The organism is Nocardia sp. NPDC059691 (assembly GCF_042733915.1).
In the GTDB taxonomy this organism is placed as follows: domain Bacteria; phylum Actinomycetota; class Actinomycetes; order Mycobacteriales; family Mycobacteriaceae; genus Nocardia; species Nocardia sichangensis.
The window spans coordinates 142,776-162,087 of sequence record NZ_JBHWFB010000013.1 but is presented as its reverse complement, the minus strand read 5'-3'; the positions used below and the strand labels follow the sequence as shown (position 1 = coordinate 162,087).

General features: G+C 67.5%; 19 protein-coding genes, 1 tRNA gene and 1 pseudogene. 16 read left to right on the top strand and 5 right to left on the bottom strand.

The window, feature by feature from the left end; all coding sequences use genetic code 11:
• The first annotated feature begins 44 nt into the window (after positions 1 to 44).
• Positions 45 to 126 (top strand) — tRNA-Leu (locus ACFV2O_RS27430).
• Positions 127 to 702: 576 nt separating this feature from the next.
• Here ACFV2O_RS27430 and ACFV2O_RS27425 read toward each other — a convergent pair.
• The gene (locus ACFV2O_RS27425) at positions 703 to 1,494 is read right to left on the bottom strand and encodes a hypothetical protein (protein WP_379254225.1); all 792 of its coding nucleotides are present in this window, start codon (positions 1,492 to 1,494) and stop codon (positions 703 to 705) included.
• 294 nt (positions 1,495 to 1,788) lie between these two features.
• On the opposite strand from ACFV2O_RS27425, the gene ACFV2O_RS27420 reads away from it, so the two are divergent.
• The 3 genes and pseudogenes from ACFV2O_RS27420 to ACFV2O_RS27410 all read left to right on the top strand — a co-directional run.
• Positions 1,789 to 2,673 carry a hypothetical protein gene (locus tag ACFV2O_RS27420; protein ID WP_379254224.1) on the top strand — a complete coding sequence of 295 codons (885 nt, stop codon included), beginning with the start codon at positions 1,789 to 1,791 and terminating at the stop codon, positions 2,671 to 2,673.
• A gap of 59 nt (positions 2,674 to 2,732) precedes the next feature.
• The gene (locus tag ACFV2O_RS27415; RefSeq protein ID WP_379254223.1) at positions 2,733 to 3,362 is read left to right on the top strand and encodes a TetR/AcrR family transcriptional regulator; all 630 of its coding nucleotides are present in this window, start codon (positions 2,733 to 2,735) and stop codon (positions 3,360 to 3,362) included.
• Between the two features lie 27 nt (positions 3,363 to 3,389).
• Positions 3,390 to 3,683: pseudogene (locus ACFV2O_RS27410) on the top strand (acetyl-CoA C-acyltransferase); the annotation flags it as partial.
• A gap of 99 nt (positions 3,684 to 3,782) precedes the next feature.
• Here ACFV2O_RS27410 and ACFV2O_RS27405 read toward each other — a convergent pair.
• On the bottom strand, positions 3,783 to 4,403 hold the full coding sequence (locus tag ACFV2O_RS27405) for a cupin domain-containing protein (RefSeq protein WP_379254222.1): 621 nt from the start codon (positions 4,401 to 4,403) through the stop codon (positions 3,783 to 3,785).
• Between ACFV2O_RS27405 and ACFV2O_RS27400 the strand changes: the two genes are divergently transcribed.
• The 8 genes from ACFV2O_RS27400 (at position 4,402) to ACFV2O_RS27365 (ending at position 11,858) form a co-directional block, all read left to right on the top strand.
• Positions 4,402 to 5,121: an NAD(P)-dependent oxidoreductase gene (locus ACFV2O_RS27400; RefSeq protein WP_379254221.1), complete on the top strand. Its 720-nt coding sequence runs from the start codon at positions 4,402 to 4,404 to the stop codon at positions 5,119 to 5,121. The genes ACFV2O_RS27405 and ACFV2O_RS27400 overlap by 2 nt on opposite strands.
• The gene (locus ACFV2O_RS27395; RefSeq protein WP_379254220.1) at positions 5,118 to 5,528 is read left to right on the top strand and encodes a nuclear transport factor 2 family protein; all 411 of its coding nucleotides are present in this window, start codon (positions 5,118 to 5,120) and stop codon (positions 5,526 to 5,528) included. The genes ACFV2O_RS27400 and ACFV2O_RS27395 overlap by 4 nt, the downstream gene beginning before the upstream one ends.
• Complete coding sequence (locus ACFV2O_RS27390; RefSeq protein WP_379254219.1) at positions 5,525 to 6,595, top strand: maleylacetate reductase; 1,071 nt, start codon at positions 5,525 to 5,527, stop codon at positions 6,593 to 6,595. Before ACFV2O_RS27395 ends, ACFV2O_RS27390 begins: the two co-directional genes overlap by 4 nt.
• A complete protein-coding gene (locus ACFV2O_RS27385; RefSeq protein WP_379254217.1) occupies positions 6,592 to 7,479 on the top strand; it encodes an intradiol ring-cleavage dioxygenase in 888 nt (295 codons plus the stop codon). Before ACFV2O_RS27390 ends, ACFV2O_RS27385 begins: the two co-directional genes overlap by 4 nt.
• Before the next feature lie 141 nt (positions 7,480 to 7,620).
• A complete protein-coding gene (locus tag ACFV2O_RS27380; RefSeq protein WP_379254215.1) occupies positions 7,621 to 8,853 on the top strand; it encodes an MFS transporter in 1,233 nt (410 codons plus the stop codon).
• 77 nt (positions 8,854 to 8,930) lie between these two features.
• Positions 8,931 to 10,013 carry a zinc-binding dehydrogenase gene (locus ACFV2O_RS27375; protein ID WP_379254214.1) on the top strand — a complete coding sequence of 361 codons (1,083 nt, stop codon included), beginning with the start codon at positions 8,931 to 8,933 and terminating at the stop codon, positions 10,011 to 10,013.
• A gap of 156 nt (positions 10,014 to 10,169) precedes the next feature.
• Entirely contained in the window at positions 10,170 to 10,505 is a 336-nt protein-coding gene (locus ACFV2O_RS27370; RefSeq protein ID WP_083880437.1) for a hypothetical protein, read from the top strand.
• A 105-nt stretch (positions 10,506 to 10,610) separates the two neighbouring features.
• Positions 10,611 to 11,858, top strand: coding sequence for an FAD-dependent monooxygenase (locus tag ACFV2O_RS27365; protein WP_379254212.1), 1,248 nt, complete (start codon positions 10,611 to 10,613; stop codon positions 11,856 to 11,858).
• Here ACFV2O_RS27365 and ACFV2O_RS27360 read toward each other — a convergent pair.
• The gene (locus ACFV2O_RS27360; protein WP_379254211.1) at positions 11,817 to 12,671 is read right to left on the bottom strand and encodes a helix-turn-helix transcriptional regulator; all 855 of its coding nucleotides are present in this window, start codon (positions 12,669 to 12,671) and stop codon (positions 11,817 to 11,819) included. The two genes, ACFV2O_RS27365 and ACFV2O_RS27360, sit on opposite strands and share 42 nt — an antisense overlap.
• Before the next feature lie 141 nt (positions 12,672 to 12,812).
• On the opposite strand from ACFV2O_RS27360, the gene ACFV2O_RS27355 reads away from it, so the two are divergent.
• From ACFV2O_RS27355 to ACFV2O_RS27345, 3 genes are all read left to right on the top strand, one after another.
• A complete protein-coding gene (locus ACFV2O_RS27355) occupies positions 12,813 to 13,862 on the top strand; it encodes an aldo/keto reductase (protein ID WP_379254210.1) in 1,050 nt (349 codons plus the stop codon).
• Between the two features lie 25 nt (positions 13,863 to 13,887).
• Positions 13,888 to 14,184, top strand: coding sequence for a putative quinol monooxygenase (locus ACFV2O_RS27350; RefSeq protein ID WP_379254208.1), 297 nt, complete (start codon positions 13,888 to 13,890; stop codon positions 14,182 to 14,184).
• A 267-nt stretch (positions 14,185 to 14,451) separates the two neighbouring features.
• On the top strand, positions 14,452 to 15,468 hold the full coding sequence (locus tag ACFV2O_RS27345) for an LLM class flavin-dependent oxidoreductase (protein WP_379254206.1): 1,017 nt from the start codon (positions 14,452 to 14,454) through the stop codon (positions 15,466 to 15,468).
• A gap of 88 nt (positions 15,469 to 15,556) precedes the next feature.
• Here the strand turns inward: ACFV2O_RS27345 and ACFV2O_RS27340 are convergent, their stop codons facing one another.
• Positions 15,557 to 16,837: an ATP-binding protein gene (locus ACFV2O_RS27340; RefSeq protein WP_379254318.1), complete on the bottom strand. Its 1,281-nt coding sequence runs from the start codon at positions 16,835 to 16,837 to the stop codon at positions 15,557 to 15,559.
• A gap of 284 nt (positions 16,838 to 17,121) precedes the next feature.
• Between ACFV2O_RS27340 and ACFV2O_RS27335 the strand changes: the two genes are divergently transcribed.
• Entirely contained in the window at positions 17,122 to 17,751 is a 630-nt protein-coding gene (locus ACFV2O_RS27335; protein WP_379254205.1) for a glyoxalase, read from the top strand.
• A gap of 102 nt (positions 17,752 to 17,853) precedes the next feature.
• On the opposite strand, the gene ACFV2O_RS27330 is transcribed toward ACFV2O_RS27335, so the two are convergent.
• Positions 17,854 to 18,999: an esterase/lipase family protein gene (locus ACFV2O_RS27330; RefSeq protein WP_379254204.1), complete on the bottom strand. Its 1,146-nt coding sequence runs from the start codon at positions 18,997 to 18,999 to the stop codon at positions 17,854 to 17,856.
• Positions 19,000 to 19,312: the final 313 nt, after the last annotated feature.

Genomic DNA, 19,312 nt, shown 5'->3' with positions numbered 1-19,312 from the left:
GATGACCGATTGGCCCGGTAGAGTTTGGACGGTCGTACCATCAAGCGCGAGTGGCGAAATTGGCAGACGCGCCAGATTTAGGTTCTGGTGTCCACGGACGTAGGGGTTCAAGTCCCCTCTCGCGCACAGATTCCCGTCAGTCGTGACAGCTTCCCGAGCCGCGTGTGGGAGCGCAGGCGCACACACGGAGTCGACCAGCTGAACACGCTCTGACCTGCCGCGATCCATGCCACATGTGCCGGATCGCGACACGTTTGCCTTCTGCGAAAAGTTTGCTGGCGGTGGTGGTCAGCCGTGATCGCGCCGGTCATCCCGCCACAGTCGCCGTTGCAGGAACGTGTTCACCGACCGCAGGTCACGAACCGCGTGGTTCGTACCGCCGACGGCGATGTCGTCCACGGAATCTGCACACCCGGAGACCGAGGCCGCATCCTCGACAAGCACCCCGTCGCTGCTCTCGACCGGCAGCCGAGCATTCGCCTGGAACCGACTCGGCTCGATGCCGGAAGGCTGCTGCCCCTCACCGCATTCGATGAGTTGTGCGTGGCCGCCGGCGACTGCTCGAGGAGGTGCGCCGATGACTCCGTTGCCGGGCTGCCTCACATCAACACGGGCACCGAAGTTGCGGACAGTACTGCGTTGCAGCGCTGCATGTTCCAATTTGCATGCCCGCGGAGGGATCGGCGTCAAGCCGAAGTCGGCTCACGACGTGCAGGCTGTGGGCGCGGCGGCGGTGATCCAGTTGCCGAATTCCACCGCCAGGTGCCATCGGTGCTCGCGGATGAACCGGGCGGGCAGACTCGCCGGGAACTGCACGGTCAGCAGCGCTTCCATCGTTCCGCGGCGGTCGAGGAATTGGTGTCGTACACCGCCGATCACGAGGCCGTCATCGAGCAGGGCCCGGCCCGCGATCTGCTGGGGATAGCGGGGGTCGGCGGGGATGGTGAGCGCTTCGGTTCTGCCGTAGTCGACGAGAAATCGGGTGGCAAGGATTGACCCGCCGGTGGTTTCGACGACTTCCTGGCGGCCGTCGGGGAGGCCGCGCAGGAGGTAGTGGTCGGGGCAGGCGTCGACCATATCGGTCTCGGCGTTGGTGGCGGTGAGGTCGGAGAACCAGGCGGCGAATCGTTCGGCGCTGTAACCGGGAACCTCGAGGCGGGTGACGGCGTGCTCGGGGCGGCCCCGGCTGAGCGCGACGCCGGTGCGCGTCATCCGCTCGGAGATCTCGAGGTCACGCCTGAGGGCGGCGTACACGCCCGCGTGACCCAGGCGGGTCTTCATCGAGGTCAACGCGGATCGTTGCGCGTCGAGCGGAGCGCCGAGCAGGTCGTCCAAACGCTTTCCCGGCGCGAGTTCGGCGAAGGCTCGCGCTCCCAGACGACGGGCGAGCTTGGTCAACACCACCGCGGCCCGGCGGGCTTCCCATGCTCGTACTTGTTCCCGCGAGACTTGCTCGCCGCCGATATACGTCCGAATCGCGATGGACTCGCCCATGAGCCTCGCCTTCCTCTCCGTTTCCGTCCCGACCACTTCCCGTCGGCGGGGGATGAACCAACGTCCGCCCGCTCGGGAAGCACGGTGGCTAACGCCGAGCAGACCAGCGTCAACGTAATCCCACCCCCTCGCAAACGCAAGTTTTCCTAGCTTTAATGTCCCGGAACTGTTGACAGAGTGACCCGAGTCACCCATGCTACCTTAACGCAAGTCCACCTTGCATTAACATTTCATCCCCGTGCGAGCACGTCGTCGACGCGCGCGAACAGGGCGGCAGGCGAGAGGAATCGGTCAATGCTGACCAGGCGAAACTTCATGAACCGGACCGCAGGAGCGGCCGCGACCGCGGCGACCGCGATGTACCTGGCCTGCGGCGCAGCGGGGGCGAATCCAGGGTCCCCGGCCTTCGGAACCGGGCTGCGGACCTTCATCGGCGGTGCGCCGGTCGAGCCGTCCGGGGTCGTGGAATGGGAGCGTCGACGACTGTCGGTGGCGGCGGCTCGACTGTCGACCGACTTCGCCGGACTGTTGCGGGGTGAGCTCGATTCCCTGCTCGGTCGGTTCGCCGTCGCCGTGGACGACATCGCCGCCGCGCGATCGGCGCTGTCGAAGGCGCGCGCCCTGATCGGCTCGGACGGACTGCGGGAACTGCTCGCCGCCGAACTCGCCGCCTCCGAGGCGGCCACGCGGACCGCGCTCGCCGCCTCGGGCGGGCAATGGGCGATCTCGACCTCCGAGATCGTCAGCGACCGGGGCAGCGCCGCGGGTTTCGTCCAATGGTTCGGCCTCGCGCGCACGACCGACGCGCGCGCGATCTGGACCGACGCGTGCCCTGACCACTACATCATCGCCACCCTGGCGGACGGACGTCAGGAAGTCGTCGAGGTGACCGGTGGAGCGGTCCTGGCCAGCCGCTTCTTCGTCGACTACGCCGACTCGACCGGAGTTCCCGTTTCCGCTGACCCGGCCTATCCGCTCGCCGTCGCCGGAACCGCCGCACTCGCCGATGGCACTGTCGTCGGGGGCGTGCGGCACCAGTTCCGCGACGAGCCCGGCGGCGGCTTCCGCAGCCGTCTCGCGGTGGCCTTTCCGGCGGCCGTTCCGGGCCCGTACATCGCCGAACACGAGTGGCATCTGGCCTGCGAGTTCGGCAACTGGATCACCGCCTACCTGCGCTGACCGAGCCGTTCGCGGCCCGGTCCGCCCATCGCAGGGTGCGCATCGAGTAGAACAGGGGCATGGATCAGCGCGGACGCGACGCGAGCATCGACGAATCGTCACCGCCCCCGGCCCCGCGTAAGCGGACCGGGGGACGGTCGGCGCGCGTGCGCGACGCGGTACTGACGGCCACCCTGGAGCAGGTAGCCGAACACGGGATCGAGGGGTTGACCATCGGCGATGTCGCCGCCAGGGCAGGAGTCGCGGAAACGACGATCTACCGGCGATGGGGCACGCGCACGACCCTGATCGCCGAGACCGTCACCGAATTGGCGGCGGCGGGCAACCCCGCACCCGATACCGGGACGTTGCGCGGCGATCTCCGGCAACTCGCCGAACAGATCTCCCACCTGATTTCGCGACCCGGCATCGCGCGGCTGCTCGGCACGACCATCGCGCTGTCGGCCGATCCCGAGGTCGCCGAGGCGCGCCGACGCTTCTGGGTCGACCGCTTCGACCGAACCGCGCACGTCATCGGCAGGGCCGTCGACCGCGGCGAGCTGCCGTCGGACGTCGATCCCCGCGAAGTACTCGAAACCCTCTCAGCCCCCATATATTTCCGTCTTCTGGTGGTCGATGGTGCGCTCGACGACGAATTCATCGCGCGCTGCATCGAGCACACGCTCATCCTGCACGGGGTGTCCCGCTGACGGTCCGGCAATTCGGCGACTGCGCTCAACCCGAACGGGGAGGCCCCGCGATCGGGGCGGATCGCCCCGCTGGCCGCAGGCCGCGGTGTCATCGTGCCCGGTCAACAGGTGGATCGACGCTGCGGATCGGGTTTGCAGGCCGTGCTCGACGTGCGCGTGCAGACGCGCTTCGGTGACAGCGACCCCATCTTGGCTGGCGGCGTGGAATCTATGAGCCGCAGCGAGTTCTACGCCACCGACATCCGATGGGGCGTCCGAGGCGAAGGCGCGGCTCTGCACGACCACCTCGCCCGCGATCGAATCACCATGGGCGGCAAGAACTCCGCGGCGGTGGCAATTCCGCCCGCCACCATGGGCATCGGACCGATCCCCGCCACCGAGAAGGCCTTGCCTGCTCGGATTCGCCTGAGCGAGGGTTGCTCAGGCGTCCCCGTGCTGCGCGACCCCCGTGTCGCGTTCGCCGGGCGGCGCGCCCACCGCTCCGAGCAGGCTCAGCACGTCGACGGCGTTGGTGACCCGCGGGGACGCCTGCGCTCCGGCCTCGCCGAGTTGTTCGGCGACCCAAGTCCGCGATGGACCAGGATTGTGGCGACCGGAGACGAACCACATTCCCGTAGCCGGTTCGGCCCCCTGATTGACATACATGTGCGGCCTGGTGGAGTCGAAGCACAGCGAGTCGCCTGCGGCGATACGATGCCGGTCGAAGTCGAGCAGCAGCGTCAACTCACCCGCGAGCAGGTAGGCGTACTCGGTTCCCTGGTGGCGCATCATCGTCCGGTCGACGGAACTGGCCGCACCCGGCTGATAGGTCACCAGCAGTGCGTCGACGTCGGCGCGCGGATCGACCGCCAGCCGCTCCCACCGGACCCCGTTTGCCATCTCCAACACCGGATTGTCGGCGGCCCGCTGCACGACCCCCGTGGATTGGCGGCGGGGTTCTGCGGCGCGGTCGGCGTCCGGGCGCGTCTGTCCGATCCCCAGCAACTCGTCGAGTGAGACGCCGAGGTGGGTGACCAGGGCGTAGACGCTGTCGATCAGCATGCTGCCAGACGGTCCCTCCACCTTCACCGTGGTGAGCGAAGTGCTGCGCGCCGCGCGGCCCGGTCACCTGCACATCGTGATGGGCACCATCGGCCCCGAAGCCGTGCGCGCACTCGGCGAACTGCCCCACCTCCAACTCATCGACGCGCCGGTCTCGGGCAGCGTCTCCATGGCCGAGACCGCGTCCATCACCACGATGGTCGGCGCGTCGGCCGAACAGTTCGAGCGCGCCCGTCCGGTACTGGCCGCGATGACCGCGGTCCAGTTCCACGCGGGCCCGGTCGGTGCGGGCTCGGCGGCCAAACTCGCCGTCAACGCGGTGCTGGCCGGGCTCAACCAGGCTGTCGCCGAAGGCCTGCTGATCGCCGAGGCCGCCGATCTCGACCTCAGTGTCTTCTACGACATCCTGAGCGGCAGCGCCGCCGGAGCCCCGTACGTCGGCTACAAACGCCAGACGTATCTCACACCGGAGTCCACCGCCGTCGCGGCCCCGGTCTCCCTCATCCGCAAAGACCTCGGTCTGGCACTGGACCTCGCCCACCGACACGGGCTCGACCTGCCCGGCTCTGAAGCGGCGCTGTCCGTCCTCGACAAGGCCGTGGACGCCGGTCTCGCCGAGGCCGACATGGCCCGAGTACTCACCGCCCTGCGCGATCGCGCGGAGAAACCGAACCACACGACCGCTTCCGAACTCGAACAGACAGGAGCGCGCCCATGACCGGCGGCGCAACCATGACCGCTGCCAGCATCGCGACCGCCATCCGGGAGCTCGAGGATCGGCGCTACGCCGCGGTCCTCACCGGCGAGTTCGACCGTTTCGCCGCGCTGGCCCACCCCGACCTCGTCTACACCCATTCCAACGCCGAGGTCGACACCCGCGACAGCTACCTCGAGAAACTCCGCACCGGTCACTACCGCTACCACCGCATCGACCACCCGGTGACACGGGTCGTCGTCGCCGCGGACACCGCGATCGTCGTCGGTGAGATGCACGCCGAGATCACCGCCGCCGGCGTCCGCAAGACGCTGGCCAACCGAGTACTCGCGGTCTGGGTGTACGAGAACGACGAATGGCTGTTACTCGCATTCCAGCCCACCGTCATCCCGGCGGGTGAACGCCGATGACGAGTTTCACCTACGACGGGTTGCCCGGCCGCGTCGTCTTCGGTGCGGGCGCAGCGCGCACCCAGCTGCTCGGCGAGATCGACCGTATCGGCGCCGAACGGATCCTGCTCATCGGCACCGGCCAGGAAGGTGTGATCGGGGCGCGGTTGTGCGCGCCGTTCGCCGACAGGGTGATCGCGACATTCACCGACGTGCGTCCGCACGTGCCCACCGAGGTCGCCGAACGCGCCCGCGCCGCCGCCGAACATGCCGATCTCGTGCTGTCGGTCGGCGGCGGGTCGACCACCGGAACCGCCAAGGCCGTCGCCCTGACCACCGGGCTGCCGATCCTCGCGGTGCCAACCACCTACGCGGGCTCGGAAGTCACGCCGGTGTGGGGGCTGACCGATCGAGGCCGCAAGACCACCGGCACCGATCAACGGGTCCTGCCCCGCACGGTGATCTACGACCCCGAACTGACTGTTTCGCTCCCGGTGGACCTCTCGGTCGCCAGCGGTCTCAACGCGATGGCCCACTGCGTCGAAGCGTTCTGGGCGCCGCAGCGCAACCCGATCTCGAGTGCTGTCGCCGAAGCCGGTATTCGCCATCTGATCAACGGATTACCCACCATCCACGCCGCGCCCTCGGATCTCGCGGCACGCGGTGAACTGCTGCTCGGCGCCTACCTCGCAGGATCGGCGTTCGCCGTCGCCGGATCCGGTCTGCACCACAAGATCTGCCACGTCCTGGGTGGCGCGTTCGATCTGCCCCACGCGCAGACACACGCCATCGTCCTGCCGTACGTGCTGGCCTACAACCTGCCCAACGCGCCGCAGGCCGGAGACCGGATCGCCAACGCGCTCGCCCGCCCCGACGCGGTGACCGCGTTGCGCGAACTCAGCGAGAAGCTCGAAATTCCCAAAGGATTATGCGAACTCGGCGTCACCGAACTCGACATTGCCGCGGTCGGCGACGACATCCTCGCGATCGCACCCGCCGACAACCCCACTCCCGTCACTCCTGCCGGCCTCCGTGCCCTGCTGCACGCCGCATGGTCGGGATCCGACCCTTCGAGGCACACCACATGAGCATCGACCGAACCCTGACCACCGACCGAGAGGAAGCCGTCACCGAGGAGGTGCTGGCCAGCTTCGACGCCACCCCCGATCCCCGCCTGCGCGAGATCATGCACAGCCTTGTGGAGCACCTGCACGCCTTCGCCCGCGACGTGCGGCTCAGCGAACGCGAGTGGGAAGTCGCCATCGGCTTCCTCACCCGCGCCGGGCGCATCACCGACCAGCGCCGCCAGGAGTTCATCTTGCTCTCCGACGTGCTCGGCCTGTCGATGCTGACCATCGCCATCAACGAACCGCGCGAACCCGGAGCCACCGAATCCACAGTCTTCGGCCCGTTCTTCGTCGACACAGCCCCTGAAGTGCCGCTCGGCGGTGACATCGCCCGCGGTGCGGCCGGAATCCCCTGCTATGTGTCCGGCCAGGTGCGCTCGGTCACCGGCGTCCCCATCGAGGGTGCGCGCATCGAGGTGTGGGAGGCCGACGAAGACGGCTTCTACGACGTCCAGTATCCCGACGGCCGCTCGGCGGGTCGCGGTTGGCTGCGGTCCGGCCACGACGGCGAATACCGTTTCCGCTCGATTCTCCCCGCGCCCTATCCGATCCCGCACGACGGCCCGGTCGGCGACCTGCTCGCGGCCACTGCCCGCGGCCCCATGCGGCCCGCCCACCTGCACTTCATGGTCACCGCACCCGGATACCGGACCCTGATCACCCACATCTTCGTCGCCGGCGACCCGTACCTGGACAGTGACGCGGTGTTCGGGGTGAAGCAGAACCTGGTGGTCGACGTCGTGAGCCACGACGCCGTCGACCCCACGCCCGATGGCACCCGTTCCGAACGCGGCTGGACGAGCATCGACTTCGACCTCGTCCTGGCCGCCCACGACGGCTCCTAGCCGGCTATCGCGGGCCGCACACCGCGCCGTCCGCGCACGCGGATCCCGGATCTGCCCGGCAGGGCGGGCTTCATTCCCTGCGAACACGATTTTCTCTGCCGCGCAGTCATGTCCGCGGCAGGCCACTTTGGAGGTGTCGCGATGCGACGTAGTCGTTGGATCGTGCTCGGCGGGTGTTTTCTCGCCTACCTGTTCGACGCGCTCGAGATAGTGCTGCTGTCCATGGCCCTGCCAACCATCCGCAAGGACATGGGGCTATCGGTCACCCAGGGCGGACTGCTGGCCACCGCCACCTTGATAGGCATCGGCGTCAGCAGCGTCCTGGGCGGTTACGTCGCCGACAACTTCGGACGTAAGAAGGCACTGATCGCGTCGCTGGTCACCTTCGGTGTCTTCACCGCCGTGATCGCCGTCGCCCCGAACTTCGAGACCGTCCTGCTGCTGCGGTTCCTCGCCGGCATCGGCCTGGGCGCGGTGTGGAGCGTGGTCTCGGCCTACGTCGTGGAGACCTGGCCCGAACACAGCAGAGGCCGCGCCGCCGCCTTCGTCATCAGCGCCTTCCCTGCCGGTGGCGCGATGGCCGCCACCATCTCCGGCTGGTTCCTGCCGGACTGGCGACTGATGTTCCTCGTGGCGGGCGCCGCGGTCGCACTCCCCGTCGTCGTGGTCCTGATCTTCTTCACCGAATCCGCGGGTTGGGCGGTGCACAAGGCCGCCAACACCGGCGAGGTCGTCTCCGTGCGCGATGTCCTCGGACCCGACCTGCGCCGCACGACCCTGCTCGGCACCCTGATGGCGGCCCTCGCGCTGTTCGGCTACTGGGGCGCGACGACTTGGCTGCCCACCTACCTCACGACCGAACGCGACCTGCCCTCGAGTTCGGTCGCGGTCTTCGTGACCATCCTGAACCTGGGAATGTTCGCCGGTTACAACGGATTCGGGTTCCTCGCAGACCACATCGGCCGCCACCGGACCATCATCCTGACCCTGGCCGGGGTCTCGCTGACACTGCCGATCTACGCGGTGACCACCCACCAAACCAGTCTGCTGTGGCTGGGACCGCTGTTCGGCGCGTTCACCGCCTTCTTCGGCCTGTTCGGCTCCTACCTCGGTGAACTGTTCCCCACCCGAGCCCGCGCCACCGGAGCCGGATTCTGCTTCAACGTCGGCCGCGGCATCTCCGCGCTCGCGCCGTTCGCCTTGGCCGGACTGGCCGCCGACATCGGTTTCAGCGGCGGACTCATCCTGTGTGCCTGCTTCTTCGGACTCGCCGCCGTCGTCGCCCTGCTGCTGCCCCGTTCCGGCGCCACCGACGACACGGTCGTCATCCGACCGATGACCGACCCTCGCGACGACGCACCCGTCACCGTATGAAACGCCGTCGGGCCGCTCGTCATACGACCGGCCCGACGGCGCTGTCCGGCAACACCCCCCGACCTCGAGGACCTTCTGTGCCATCGACGATGCAAGCCGCCGTCTACCACGGCGCCCGCGATATCCGTCTGCGACACGTCGCCATCCCCACCCCGGGTGCGACCGAAGCGCTGGTGCGTGTGCTGCGCTCGGGCATCTGCGGAACCGACGCCGCCGAGTGGACAGCCGGGCCGAAGATCTTTCCCGTCCACCACCGTCACCCCCACAGCCGCCACCTCGGCCCGATCATCCCCGGGCACGAATTCGTCGGCGAGATCGTGGAAGTCGACACCGGAACAGACCTCGCCTCCGGCACACTCGTGGCCAGCGGAGCCGGGATCTGGTGCGGCACCTGCCGACGCTGCCACGAAGGCCGCACCAACCGGTGCGCGCGATACCAGACCCTCGGGCTCGACCTCGACGGCGGCATGGCCGAATACGTCGCCGTTCCGGTGCGAACATTGCGCCGACTGCCGCCCGGCCTCCCCCTCGACCACGCCGCACTCGCGCAGCCCTTGGCCGTCGGCATCCACGCCGCCCGCCGAGCCGGGGTACGCGACGGCGACCATGTCGTGGTCATCGGCGCCGGAGCGATCGGCTCGTTCGTCCTGGCCGGCCTGAAACATCTCGGCGACTACGACATCACCGTCATCGACTTCCCCGGCACCCGCCTCGAACGCGCCAGACGGCTCGGCGCCGCCCGAACCCTGCCGCCCTCCTCAGCGCTGAGCGCCGACGTCCGCGACGCGCTCGGCGGCCGCAAGCCCGATGTGGTGATCGAAGCCAGTGGCGCGCCGGGCCAACTGGCCGCCGCCCTCGACATGGTCGCCGACGGCGGTCGAGTCCAAGCCGTCGGCATCCCGAAACAACATCCCACACTCGACCTGCACTCGATGATCTTCCGCGAGATCACCCTCGACACGACCTTGGCCCACATCTGCGACACCGACCTTCCGGCGGCATTGGACATCCTCACCGCCACCCCGGAACTGGGCAACGAATTCGTCCGACCCCCGATAGCGCTCGCCGAGCTGGGCGACGCACTGGACCAGCTGGCCGCCGGCCGGATCGAAGGCAAGATCCTCATCGATCCCGGCCACCGAATACACCGGCCTTACTGACGATTCCATCCCCTCCCCAGGGCACGCGGGCATCCTCGGATCAGGCAGCGGTAGGGAATGCGGCGAGCATTATAAATTGGGCAACACGGAAACTTCTACAATTCCGCTAAAACGCGTACAATTCGGGCAGGTCGGGACTGTCCCTGGAGCCCTATCATGTTCGACAGAAAGAATTCACATACAAAGTTCGCCCGGTTAGCGGCCGCCGCCGGTATAGCCGCAGTTGCCGCAGTTCCGGTCGTCGCAGCCGCGGCGCAAGCGCCTACCGCCCGCGCAACGACGCCCACGTCTGCGACCCAGCTCGTCGACAGCCCTGGTTGGGGTCACGGCGGCGGCTGGGGTTGGGGCGGCGGCGGCTGGGGCCGCGGCGGCTGGGGGTGGGGCGGCGGCGGCTGGGGCCGCGGCGGTTGGGGTTGGGGTTGGGGCGGCGGCTGGGGTAACGGTGGCTGGGGGTGGTGGAACCCCGGCTGGGGTGGCTGGGGCAGCTTCTAGCGCCGGTGACCGGGCCCGGACACGTACAGCGTGCCGGGCTCGGTCGCATCGAGCAGGGCTCATGTGAAGCCGAGTTCGACCGACCGGGCTGGAGCTGGTGACGAGATGAAGATCGTGTGCGTCGGTGGCGGGCCGGCCGGACTGTACTTCGCGATTTCGATGAAGCGGCGCGACCCGGCTCATGACATCACGGTGATCGACCGCGATCCCGCTGGGTCCACCTATGGCTGGGGCGTCGTGTATTGGGACGACCTGCTCGACATTCTGTATCGGAATGACCCCGACAGCGCCCAGGCGGTGCGGGCCGGATCGGTCCTATGGCGTGAGCAGGAAATTCATGTGCGTGACGACCGAGCCGCGTATTTCGGGGGCTACGGGTTCAGCATGGGGCGCGCGGCATTGCTCGACGTACTTTCCCGGCGGGCGAGCGACCTGGGCGTCGATGTCCAGCATGGGCGAGAGGTGCACGATCTGTCCGGCTTCGGCGACACCGATCTCATCGTCGCCTCCGATGGCGCGAACAGCCGGGTACGGCGGCTGGTTGACGATCGTTTCGGCACGTCCGTCACACTCGGCGAGAATCGATATGTCTGGCTCGGTACGGACAAGGTCTTCACCCGATTCACCTTCGCCTTCGAACACACCTCGGCCGGATGGATCTGGTTCCATGCCTACCCGTCGATTGCCGGGAAAATCAGCACCTGCATCGTCGAGTGCCAACCGCAGACTTGGCGTGGACTGGGATTCGATTCCCAGGACAATCTGGAGAACTTGCGCGTTTTGGAGAACATATTCACGCGCACTCTCGACGATCACTCCTTGCTCAGCACCACACGAGGCGAAGCGGCGAGGTGGAGCCGCTTTCCCGAGGTGACCAACAAGATCTGGTATCACGACAACGTGGTGCTGCTCGGCGACGCAGCGCACACGACGCACTTCACCATCGGTTCCGGCACCCGGTTGGCAATTGTCGACGCCGTCGTGCTCGCACAGAACCTGTACGAGCATGCCGAGCTCACCGACGCGCTGGAGAACTACGACGCGCAGCGCCGCGCTGCGCTACGCCCGATCCAGGCGGCCGCCCGCACCAGCATGATCTGGTTCGAACACGCTGACCGGTATCTCGACCGCAGCCCCGTGCGACTCGCCTATGCGATGGCGGCTCGGCACGGGCCACAAATGCCGTGGCGATATCAGCAACACCTGCTCACACAGATACCCACTATGCGCAAGATCCGGCGTGCCATCGACTCCGGACGGCGGTGGTGGCGCGCTGCCCGACGAGGGGAACTCGCGATGGCAAGAGTGGTCTCAACTCACCGGCCGCGTTTCCTCAGCCCAGCTCGCCAGTAACCGCAAGGCGGTTTGCGAGGCCGACCCGTCTTCGACGGTGTGCGCGATCAGCGCTTGGTCCGGATCGTCCGGGAAGCGCAGGGTTTCGAAGCCGAGGTCCAGTTCGCCGACCACCGGGTGCCGGTAGACGTACCGGCCGTGGGTCTTGTCCTTGATCTGGTGCTCTGCCCACACTTTCCGGAATTCCGGGCTGCTCGCGGAAAGCTCGTCGAGCAACGCCGCCGTTTCCGGGTCGTCGGGGTGACGCCCGGCGTCGAGTCGGAGGTAGGCGGCCACGTCGCGGGTCTTCTGCGGCCAGTCGGCGTAGAGGCTGCGCATGCCTTCGTCCAGGAAGACGAGGCGGGCCAGGTTCCGCTGGGCGGGTGGCAGTGCGCCGAAGTCCGTGATCAGCGCGGCGGCGAGTCGGTTCCAGGCCAGGACGTCGGTGTTGCGGCCGACGATGTACGCGGGCACGTCGGCGGCCGAGTCCAGCAGCCGCCGCAACCCCGGCCGGACCCGCTGCGGCGCATCCGCGCGGTCGCCTTCCGACCAAGGTCGTGCGAGCCGGTAGAGGTGTTGCCGCTCGACATCGTTCAGGCGCAGCGCCCGGGCGACCGCATCCAGTACCGCTTCGGAAAAGTGCAGAGTGCGCCCCTGTTCCAGCCGCACGTAGTGGTCGACGCTCACTCCGGCGAGCTGCGCGAGTTCCTCCCGGCGCAGCCCGGGAACGCGGCGGCGACCGCCGTAGTCCGGCAGGCCGAGTTCCTCGGGCCGCAAGCGGGCCCGCCGAGAGCGCAGGAATTCGCCTAGTTCCGCCCGTCTGTCCAATGGCATGCGGCCAGTATCCCCGCGCCTGCCGGACGCGAGCCTGGTCATGCGGTGCCCAGGCTCCAGCTGGCACTGGGTAGCCCGGGACGCGGCCGCCAAGGTTGGAGGCACCGAAAACGAACGCCGACAAGAAAAGAGCACTGCGCAATGACCACCCTGACCGCCGTCCCCCTCGGCACCACCGGTATGGACATCACCCGGCTCGGCTTCGGTTCGTGGGCCGTTTCAGGATCGGGCTGGACCTTCAGCTGGGGCGCCACGGACGACACCGAATCGGTCGCCGCGATCCGCCACGCGCTCGACGCGGGCGTCAACTGGATCGATACCGCCGCCGTGTACGGCCTGGGCCATTCGGAGGAACTGGTCGGCAAGGCCATCTCCGGCCTGCCGCAGGCCGACCGCCCGTACATCTTCACCAAGGTCGGCCTGGTCTGGGACCCGGAGAACCCGTCGGCCGCGCCTCGGCGGATCATGAAACCCGCGAGCGTGCGCCGCGAGGTCGAAGACTCCCTGCGGCGGCTGGGGGTCGACCACATCGACCTGTACCAGGTGCACTATCCCGACACCGGCGAATCGCTGGAGTACGCCGGCGGCGGCTTCGGGGCGGTGTCGCCCAACGCCACCCCCTTGGAGGAGTACTGGCAGGTCATGGCCGACCTGAAGGCCGAGGGCAAGGTTCGGGCGATCGGATTGTCCAACCACACGCCAGACCTGCTCGAGGCCGCCGAGCGGATCGCTCACGTCGACGTCATCCAGCCGCCGTTCTCGGCGATCAACCGGTCGTCCGCCGCCGAGATCGCTTGGGCACACGCACACGAAACCGGCGTGATCGTCTACTCGCCGTTGCAGTCCGGCCTGCTGACCGGGGCCTTTTCCGCCGAGCGTGTGGCCGGTCTGCCCGCAGAGGACTGGCGGACCGCCCACCACGACTTCACAACCGGTCTGACCGCCAACCTCCAGTTGGCGGACGCGCTGCGCCCCATCGCCGCACGACACGGCGTGACCGTCGCCGAGGTGGCCATCGCCTGGGTGCTGGCCTGGCCCGGTATCACCGGAGCCATCGTCGGTGCGCGCAAGTCCGACCAGGTCGACGGCTGGATCGGCGCGGACTCGGTGGCGTTGACGCCGTCGGACCTGGCCGAGATCGCCGCGGCGATCACCGCCTCCGGCGCGGGCGCCGGTCCCACTCGGCCGTGAGAACCCCTACCGCACAGGAGATCACATGTCGCTCACCGTCATCGCCGAGTGCCTGGCCGCGCCAGGACAGGAGGATCGGCTTCGCACCGCGCTGGAAGCGATGATCGAGCCTTCGCTGGAGGAGCCCGGCTGCCTGGCCTACCGGCCCTACCTCGACCCGAACCACGTCGGCCGGATGGTGATCGTCGAGGAGTGGACCAGCGCTCAGTCTCTCGCCGACCACTTCACGACAGCGCACTTCCGACATGTGAAGCAGGTGCTCGAACTCGTGCTCGCCGAGCCGATGACCCTCCGCACACTCGTCGCCGCCCCTCTCGGGTGAACTGTCGAGAGCCCGCGACGGAACCCCGACCGCGATTCCATGCGCGAGTTCGGGGTTCCTGACCGGGAGGAACTACCGCGGCCGCTTGCCTCTCCGAGGACCCGCATTCGTGGGAGCGGACGCTGCGGCCCGGTGCGACTGCACGAGGCAGTGCGACGATATCCACAGCGTCAGCGCGGATACCGTCGCGGCATCGAGCACGACGGATGCTCAACGGCCGGCGGGAACTGAGCAAGCGCGGGATACCGCTGCGGAAAGGTGCTCTGAATGGTCGAACACCCTCGTGAGGTTCGTATCTCGGTTCTGGACACGGCTCCTGTCACGCAGGGATCGAACGCGAGGATGGCGCTGCGCAATAGCGTTGAGCTGGCACAGCTCGTCGACGATCTCGGCTACTACCGGTACTGGGTGCCCGAGCACCACGGGATGGCGGGTGTGGCCTGCGCGGCACCGGCAGTCGTTGTCGAACGCGTGGCCTCGGTGACGCGGCGGATTCGGGTCGGCGCCGGCGGGGTGATGTTGCCGAATCACGCTCCGATCGTGGTCGCCGAACAGTTCGGCACCTTGGAGGCTTTTCACCCGGGGCGAATCGATCTCGGACTCGGACGAGCGCTCGGCGGACCTCGCGAGATCACCGACCGCGTGCGCAGCGAGCACGACCGCACGGCCGAATCGTTCGAAGATCAGGTTCGAGCGCTGCTCGCGCTGTTCGAGGTGGATAGAGCCGGTGGCCGCGTGGCGGCTGTGCCTGCCGTGGGCAATAGGCCGGAAATCTGGATGCTCGGCAGCGGCGACCATACCGCCCGGATCGCTGGGAGCCTCGCGCTCCCGTTCGCCGCCGCCCACCATCTGAAACCCTCGAGCACGATTGATGCGGTCCGAAGCTACTTGCAAACGTTCCAGCCGTCATCGCTGTGCCCGGCTCCGCGCATCGTCATCAGTGTGGCGGTTATCGTCGCCGACAGCGACGAGCAAGCCCAGTGGCTGGCCGGATCGCTGAGAATGAAGGTCGCCCGGCGACGGCAGGGCCGACCGATACAACTGCCCAGCCCGCAAACCGCTGAAGCACACGGGTATATGAATAGTCGGAACACCGATGACAAGCTGACCGGTGTGTTCGTCGGGTGCGCCGCCACGGTGCTACCGCAGTTGCAAGCGCTGGTCGATGCCACCGGTGCCGACGAGTTGTTGATCAAGACCGACCTGTACGACCCGAGCGACCGCCGCAGATCTTATGAACTGTTGATGGAGTCGCACTCCCTTCGGCACGCCTCGGAGAGGTGATCGGCGAAGGCGTCCACCACAGGCTGCGGACCACTCCTCGGTATCGAGTCCTGAATCTCCGTAAGCACGCCTCGAATGTGGCCGAATCTCATAGTCGGGTGTAGTCGGCCTGGTCCTGCTCGAACGCTGTCAGGATTTCCGGTGTCAGCGTCAGGCGAGTGTTGGCGACGGCGGCCAGATAGTCCTCGAGGTCGGCGGGTTCGCTCGTTTCCTCGCGGACCGCGCGTTCGAACGCCGACTGCGCACCGGCACGCGCGGCGAACTCGATGTCCGCGGGAGTGAAGTGGACTGTCGCGCGGACCAGGCGTGCGAGATCGATGGTCTCGGCTGCCGGACCCAGGTAGCGCCGCCAGATCGCCTTGCGGGCAGGCTCGTCGGGCGGGCCGACCGGTATCACGTAGTCGAAGCGGCCCGGCCGCAGGAAGGCCGAATCCAGAGACCGGACCGAGTTGGTCGCGCAGATCAGCAACCGGCTGTAGTCCTCCCGGAAAACCGGGATCAGCTTCAGCAACTCGTTCGTCACCCCGTGCGCCGGGCTGGTCGCCGTCCCCTCGCGCGCGCCGGCGATCTCCTCGACCTCATCGATGAACAACAGCAGTTCATCGAGGTCGCTCAAATCCGCGAACACCTCACGCAGCGAGGCCGCGAGACCACCGCTGGCCGTCGCGGCCAGCCGAGACGGGAACAACTCCACGAACGGCCAACCCAGTCGTGAAGCGACCGCTTTCGCGAAACTGGTCTTCCCGGTACCCGGCGGTCCGAACAAGATCACGCTCTTGGGTGGCCTGACCCGATAACGTTCCGCGACATCCGGGCGCGCCAACGGCAACACGATCCGCCGCTCGATGACCTCTTTCTCTCGGTCCATGCCCGCCATGGACTCCCACAACCCCGGTGGCAACAGCCGACCGCCCAGCTCGCTCAGCAGACTGGACTGCGCGGGCGCCAACGGTTCGACCAGCTCGTAGAAGACCAAACCCGTCCTGCGCAGATAGCCGGAATTCTCGAACGCGACCGACCCGGTGGCGCCCTCGGGAACGAGCGTGCAGATCCGCCGCACCCCGTCCGCCCGCAGCCGCCTCTCCAGTTCGGTCAGCAACGCACTGCCGATACCGCGCCGCCGCCACTGCGCACCGAGCGCCACCAGCAACACCCACGCCCGCTCACCTTGGACCTGCGCGACGGCCATACCCACCATCTCTTCGCCGACCTCGGCCACCACCGCCGGCTGCCCCGCCCGCGCGGACGCAAGCACCTCCGCCAACGCGAACACCGGCTCACCCGCGGTGTCCATACGGCTCTGCTCCCAGATCTGGATCGCCTGATCCAGATCAGCGTCACGAAACTCGCGAATCCGCCATACCGGCATACTCACCTCGAACCGCCATCGAAGGGTGGACGAACCGAACCGCTCCCCCAGTAAACACCCATGGCGTACGTGAGCAAGCCGATCCCTGCGCCCCGCCGCAGCTGGCGACCAAGCGCACCTCGCGCCCTCGACGGCCGCCTCGGGATTAAGCGGCTGATCACCGCGGCCGCCAGGTAGCTGTGGCACGTCCGCCGGACGGTCTCGGGCGGGATCTCTGGCCGCCGGAACCGACCGGTCAGGAATCGAGAAGCGTCGCTCGCCGCGCGCCGCCTAGCGTTGGTGCCATGAACCTCACCACTGATCAGGCCGCAATCGATTCCGTCGTGCTCGAGGTGCCCGATCCGGGCGCCGCCGAGGCTTTCTACGCCGCCGCGTTCGGACTCGGCGGCAAGTTGCGCTTCCGCGCCTCCGACGCTCCGACCAGCGGTTTCCGCGGCTATGTGCTGTCGCTGGTGGTGTCTCAGCCGAGCACCGTCGACAGCCTCGTCGGTACCGCTGTCGACGCCGGTGCGACGACGCTCAAGCCCGTCAAGAAGAGCTTCTGGGGCTACGGCGGTGTCGTCCAGGCGCCGGACGGTGCGCTCTGGAAGGTGGCGACGTCATCGAAGAAGGACACCGGCCCGGCCACCCGGGAAGTCGATGATTTCGTCGTGCTCCTCGGGGTCGACGACGTCAAGGCGACCAAGCAGTTCTACATCGACCACGGCCTGGCTGTGGCGAAGAGCTTCGGCAGCAAGTACGTGGAGTTCGCCACCCCGGCCGCGTCGGTCAAACTGGCGCTCTACGGGCGCCGTGCCGCTGCCAAGGACGCCGGCATCGCACCGGAAGGCACCGGGTCGCACCGGATCGCCATCCGCGGCAATATCGGCCCTTTCGTGGACCCGGACGGGTTCGCCTGGGAGACGGCGGTCTGAGCCGGTCGGTCGGCCGGTGCTCGCCAGACATGCTCACTGACCGCATGGGTGTGCCCATCGAGCGAGGGTCCAGGTCGCTCGATGGGCACTTCGCCGCGGTGTTTACAGCGAGCCTCCCCCGCCCAGCAGCCACGGGTTGAACGTGCACTCCAGATTCGGGTGACCCACCGGGTCCAATGCCCGCAGCGCGATCGACAACGCTCGCGGCGAATACATCATCGTCAGATGATCCGACACATCCTGCTCACACCCGTCCTGCAACGTGATGTTCTGCACCGACACCCCCGGCGCCGCCTTCAGGAACGTCAGGTCATACGGATTGGTGATCTCGTCATACCGGGTACCGACCACGGTGTAGTCCACCCCCGCGATCGTGTCACCGTGCTCGTTCAGCTTGTTGACGAAGTCGGAACCGATCGTCTGCTGAATTCCCGCATGCCCCACGAAAATCTCGATGAAACCCAGCACATCGATTCCGAAGTTGTTGATCGCCCGCCCCAGCGCGCCGATCCCGTCGAGACTCGTCCCGTGATGCGTCGCACCGAAAGTGACCAAGTTCTTCACCTTCGCCGCGCCGCCTTCGAACTTCGTGTACCAGTTCGACATCGACCCACCCTGGGAATGCGCCACGAGATCCACCTCCGAGGCCCCCGTCGCCGCCAGCACGCGATCCACGAAGACCGCCAACTGCTTGGCCGAATCCTGGATGTAACCGGTGCCCATCACCCCCGGCAACACCGACCCCAGACCGCCGCCCTCCACCAGATTCGACCGTCCATAGTTGAACGTGAACGTGCAGAACCCCGCGTCCTTGATCGGCTGCCCCATGAACGCGAATCCGTTGTAGGCGTTCATCCACGTCCCGTGCACCAACACCACCGGACGCGGATGCTCCGCCGTCGGCTTGCAGTTCCAGTCGTTCGCTCCCGGCGGCGCGACATCCGGATGAGTCAATCCGTATCCGAACGCCGCCACCCACGACGTCATCGGCGGACCGAATCCCACGGTGTCACTGGCATAGCCACCCGACGACCCGGAACTACTGCCCGAACCCCCGTAGCAGTCACCGGATCCATTCCCGGAACCCGCACCACTCCCCGACGTACACGCCGACCCCGACCCCGCGCTCCCCGAATCCGCCACCGGCGCTGCCTTACGGCCCGCCGCGATGTAATCGGCCAACTGCTGCTCCGTCGGACCCGTCTCCGGGGCCGCGTGCACGGTCAGCACGCTCAACCCCATCGTCATGGTCGCGGCTACGGTGAATACGGCGGTGCGCAATATTCGCCGACTGACGCTTGATCTCATCGAATGCCTTTCCGTATTTCGGCATGGTTGTCCTTGCCGGCAGGCGCGCCTCGCAATGTCGAACGGCAGCAACGATAAGACGGAATTCGGCGAAAGATGCTGGTCAGCAACGGATTCTGGGCGGCTCACTGCGAAGTTGCGGCTACCTATATGAGCGGCCACAGAACGAGGAAAACCGAGATCGACCACATGGCATGGGCCGCCGACGAGATACCGCGGTCACGCAGTCCCATTTCCGGACCGAAATCCGAAA

Coding starts and splice junctions, on each gene's coding strand:
- ACFV2O_RS27395 (WP_379254220.1), top strand. CDS start 5,118: ATGACCGGCGGCGCAACCATGACCGCTGCCAGCATCGCGACCGCCATC.
- ACFV2O_RS27355 (WP_379254210.1), top strand. CDS start 12,813: ATGACCACCCTGACCGCCGTCCCCCTCGGCACCACCGGTATGGACATC.
- ACFV2O_RS27360 (WP_379254211.1), bottom strand. CDS start 12,671: ATGCCATTGGACAGACGGGCGGAACTAGGCGAATTCCTGCGCTCTCGG.
- ACFV2O_RS27335 (WP_379254205.1), top strand. CDS start 17,122: ATGAACCTCACCACTGATCAGGCCGCAATCGATTCCGTCGTGCTCGAG.
- ACFV2O_RS27345 (WP_379254206.1), top strand. CDS start 14,452: ATGGTCGAACACCCTCGTGAGGTTCGTATCTCGGTTCTGGACACGGCT.
- ACFV2O_RS27400 (WP_379254221.1), top strand. CDS start 4,402: ATGCTGCCAGACGGTCCCTCCACCTTCACCGTGGTGAGCGAAGTGCTG.
- ACFV2O_RS27415 (WP_379254223.1), top strand. CDS start 2,733: ATGGATCAGCGCGGACGCGACGCGAGCATCGACGAATCGTCACCGCCC.
- ACFV2O_RS27365 (WP_379254212.1), top strand. CDS start 10,611: ATGAAGATCGTGTGCGTCGGTGGCGGGCCGGCCGGACTGTACTTCGCG.
- ACFV2O_RS27425 (WP_379254225.1), bottom strand. CDS start 1,494: ATGGGCGAGTCCATCGCGATTCGGACGTATATCGGCGGCGAGCAAGTC.
- ACFV2O_RS27420 (WP_379254224.1), top strand. CDS start 1,789: ATGCTGACCAGGCGAAACTTCATGAACCGGACCGCAGGAGCGGCCGCG.
- ACFV2O_RS27370 (WP_083880437.1), top strand. CDS start 10,170: ATGTTCGACAGAAAGAATTCACATACAAAGTTCGCCCGGTTAGCGGCC.
- ACFV2O_RS27350 (WP_379254208.1), top strand. CDS start 13,888: ATGTCGCTCACCGTCATCGCCGAGTGCCTGGCCGCGCCAGGACAGGAG.
- ACFV2O_RS27340 (WP_379254318.1), bottom strand. CDS start 16,837: ATGCCGGTATGGCGGATTCGCGAGTTTCGTGACGCTGATCTGGATCAG.
- ACFV2O_RS27385 (WP_379254217.1), top strand. CDS start 6,592: ATGAGCATCGACCGAACCCTGACCACCGACCGAGAGGAAGCCGTCACC.
- ACFV2O_RS27380 (WP_379254215.1), top strand. CDS start 7,621: ATGCGACGTAGTCGTTGGATCGTGCTCGGCGGGTGTTTTCTCGCCTAC.
- ACFV2O_RS27405 (WP_379254222.1), bottom strand. CDS start 4,403: ATGCTGATCGACAGCGTCTACGCCCTGGTCACCCACCTCGGCGTCTCA.
- ACFV2O_RS27390 (WP_379254219.1), top strand. CDS start 5,525: ATGACGAGTTTCACCTACGACGGGTTGCCCGGCCGCGTCGTCTTCGGT.
- ACFV2O_RS27330 (WP_379254204.1), bottom strand. CDS start 18,999: ATGACGATGGGGTTGAGCGTGCTGACCGTGCACGCGGCCCCGGAGACG.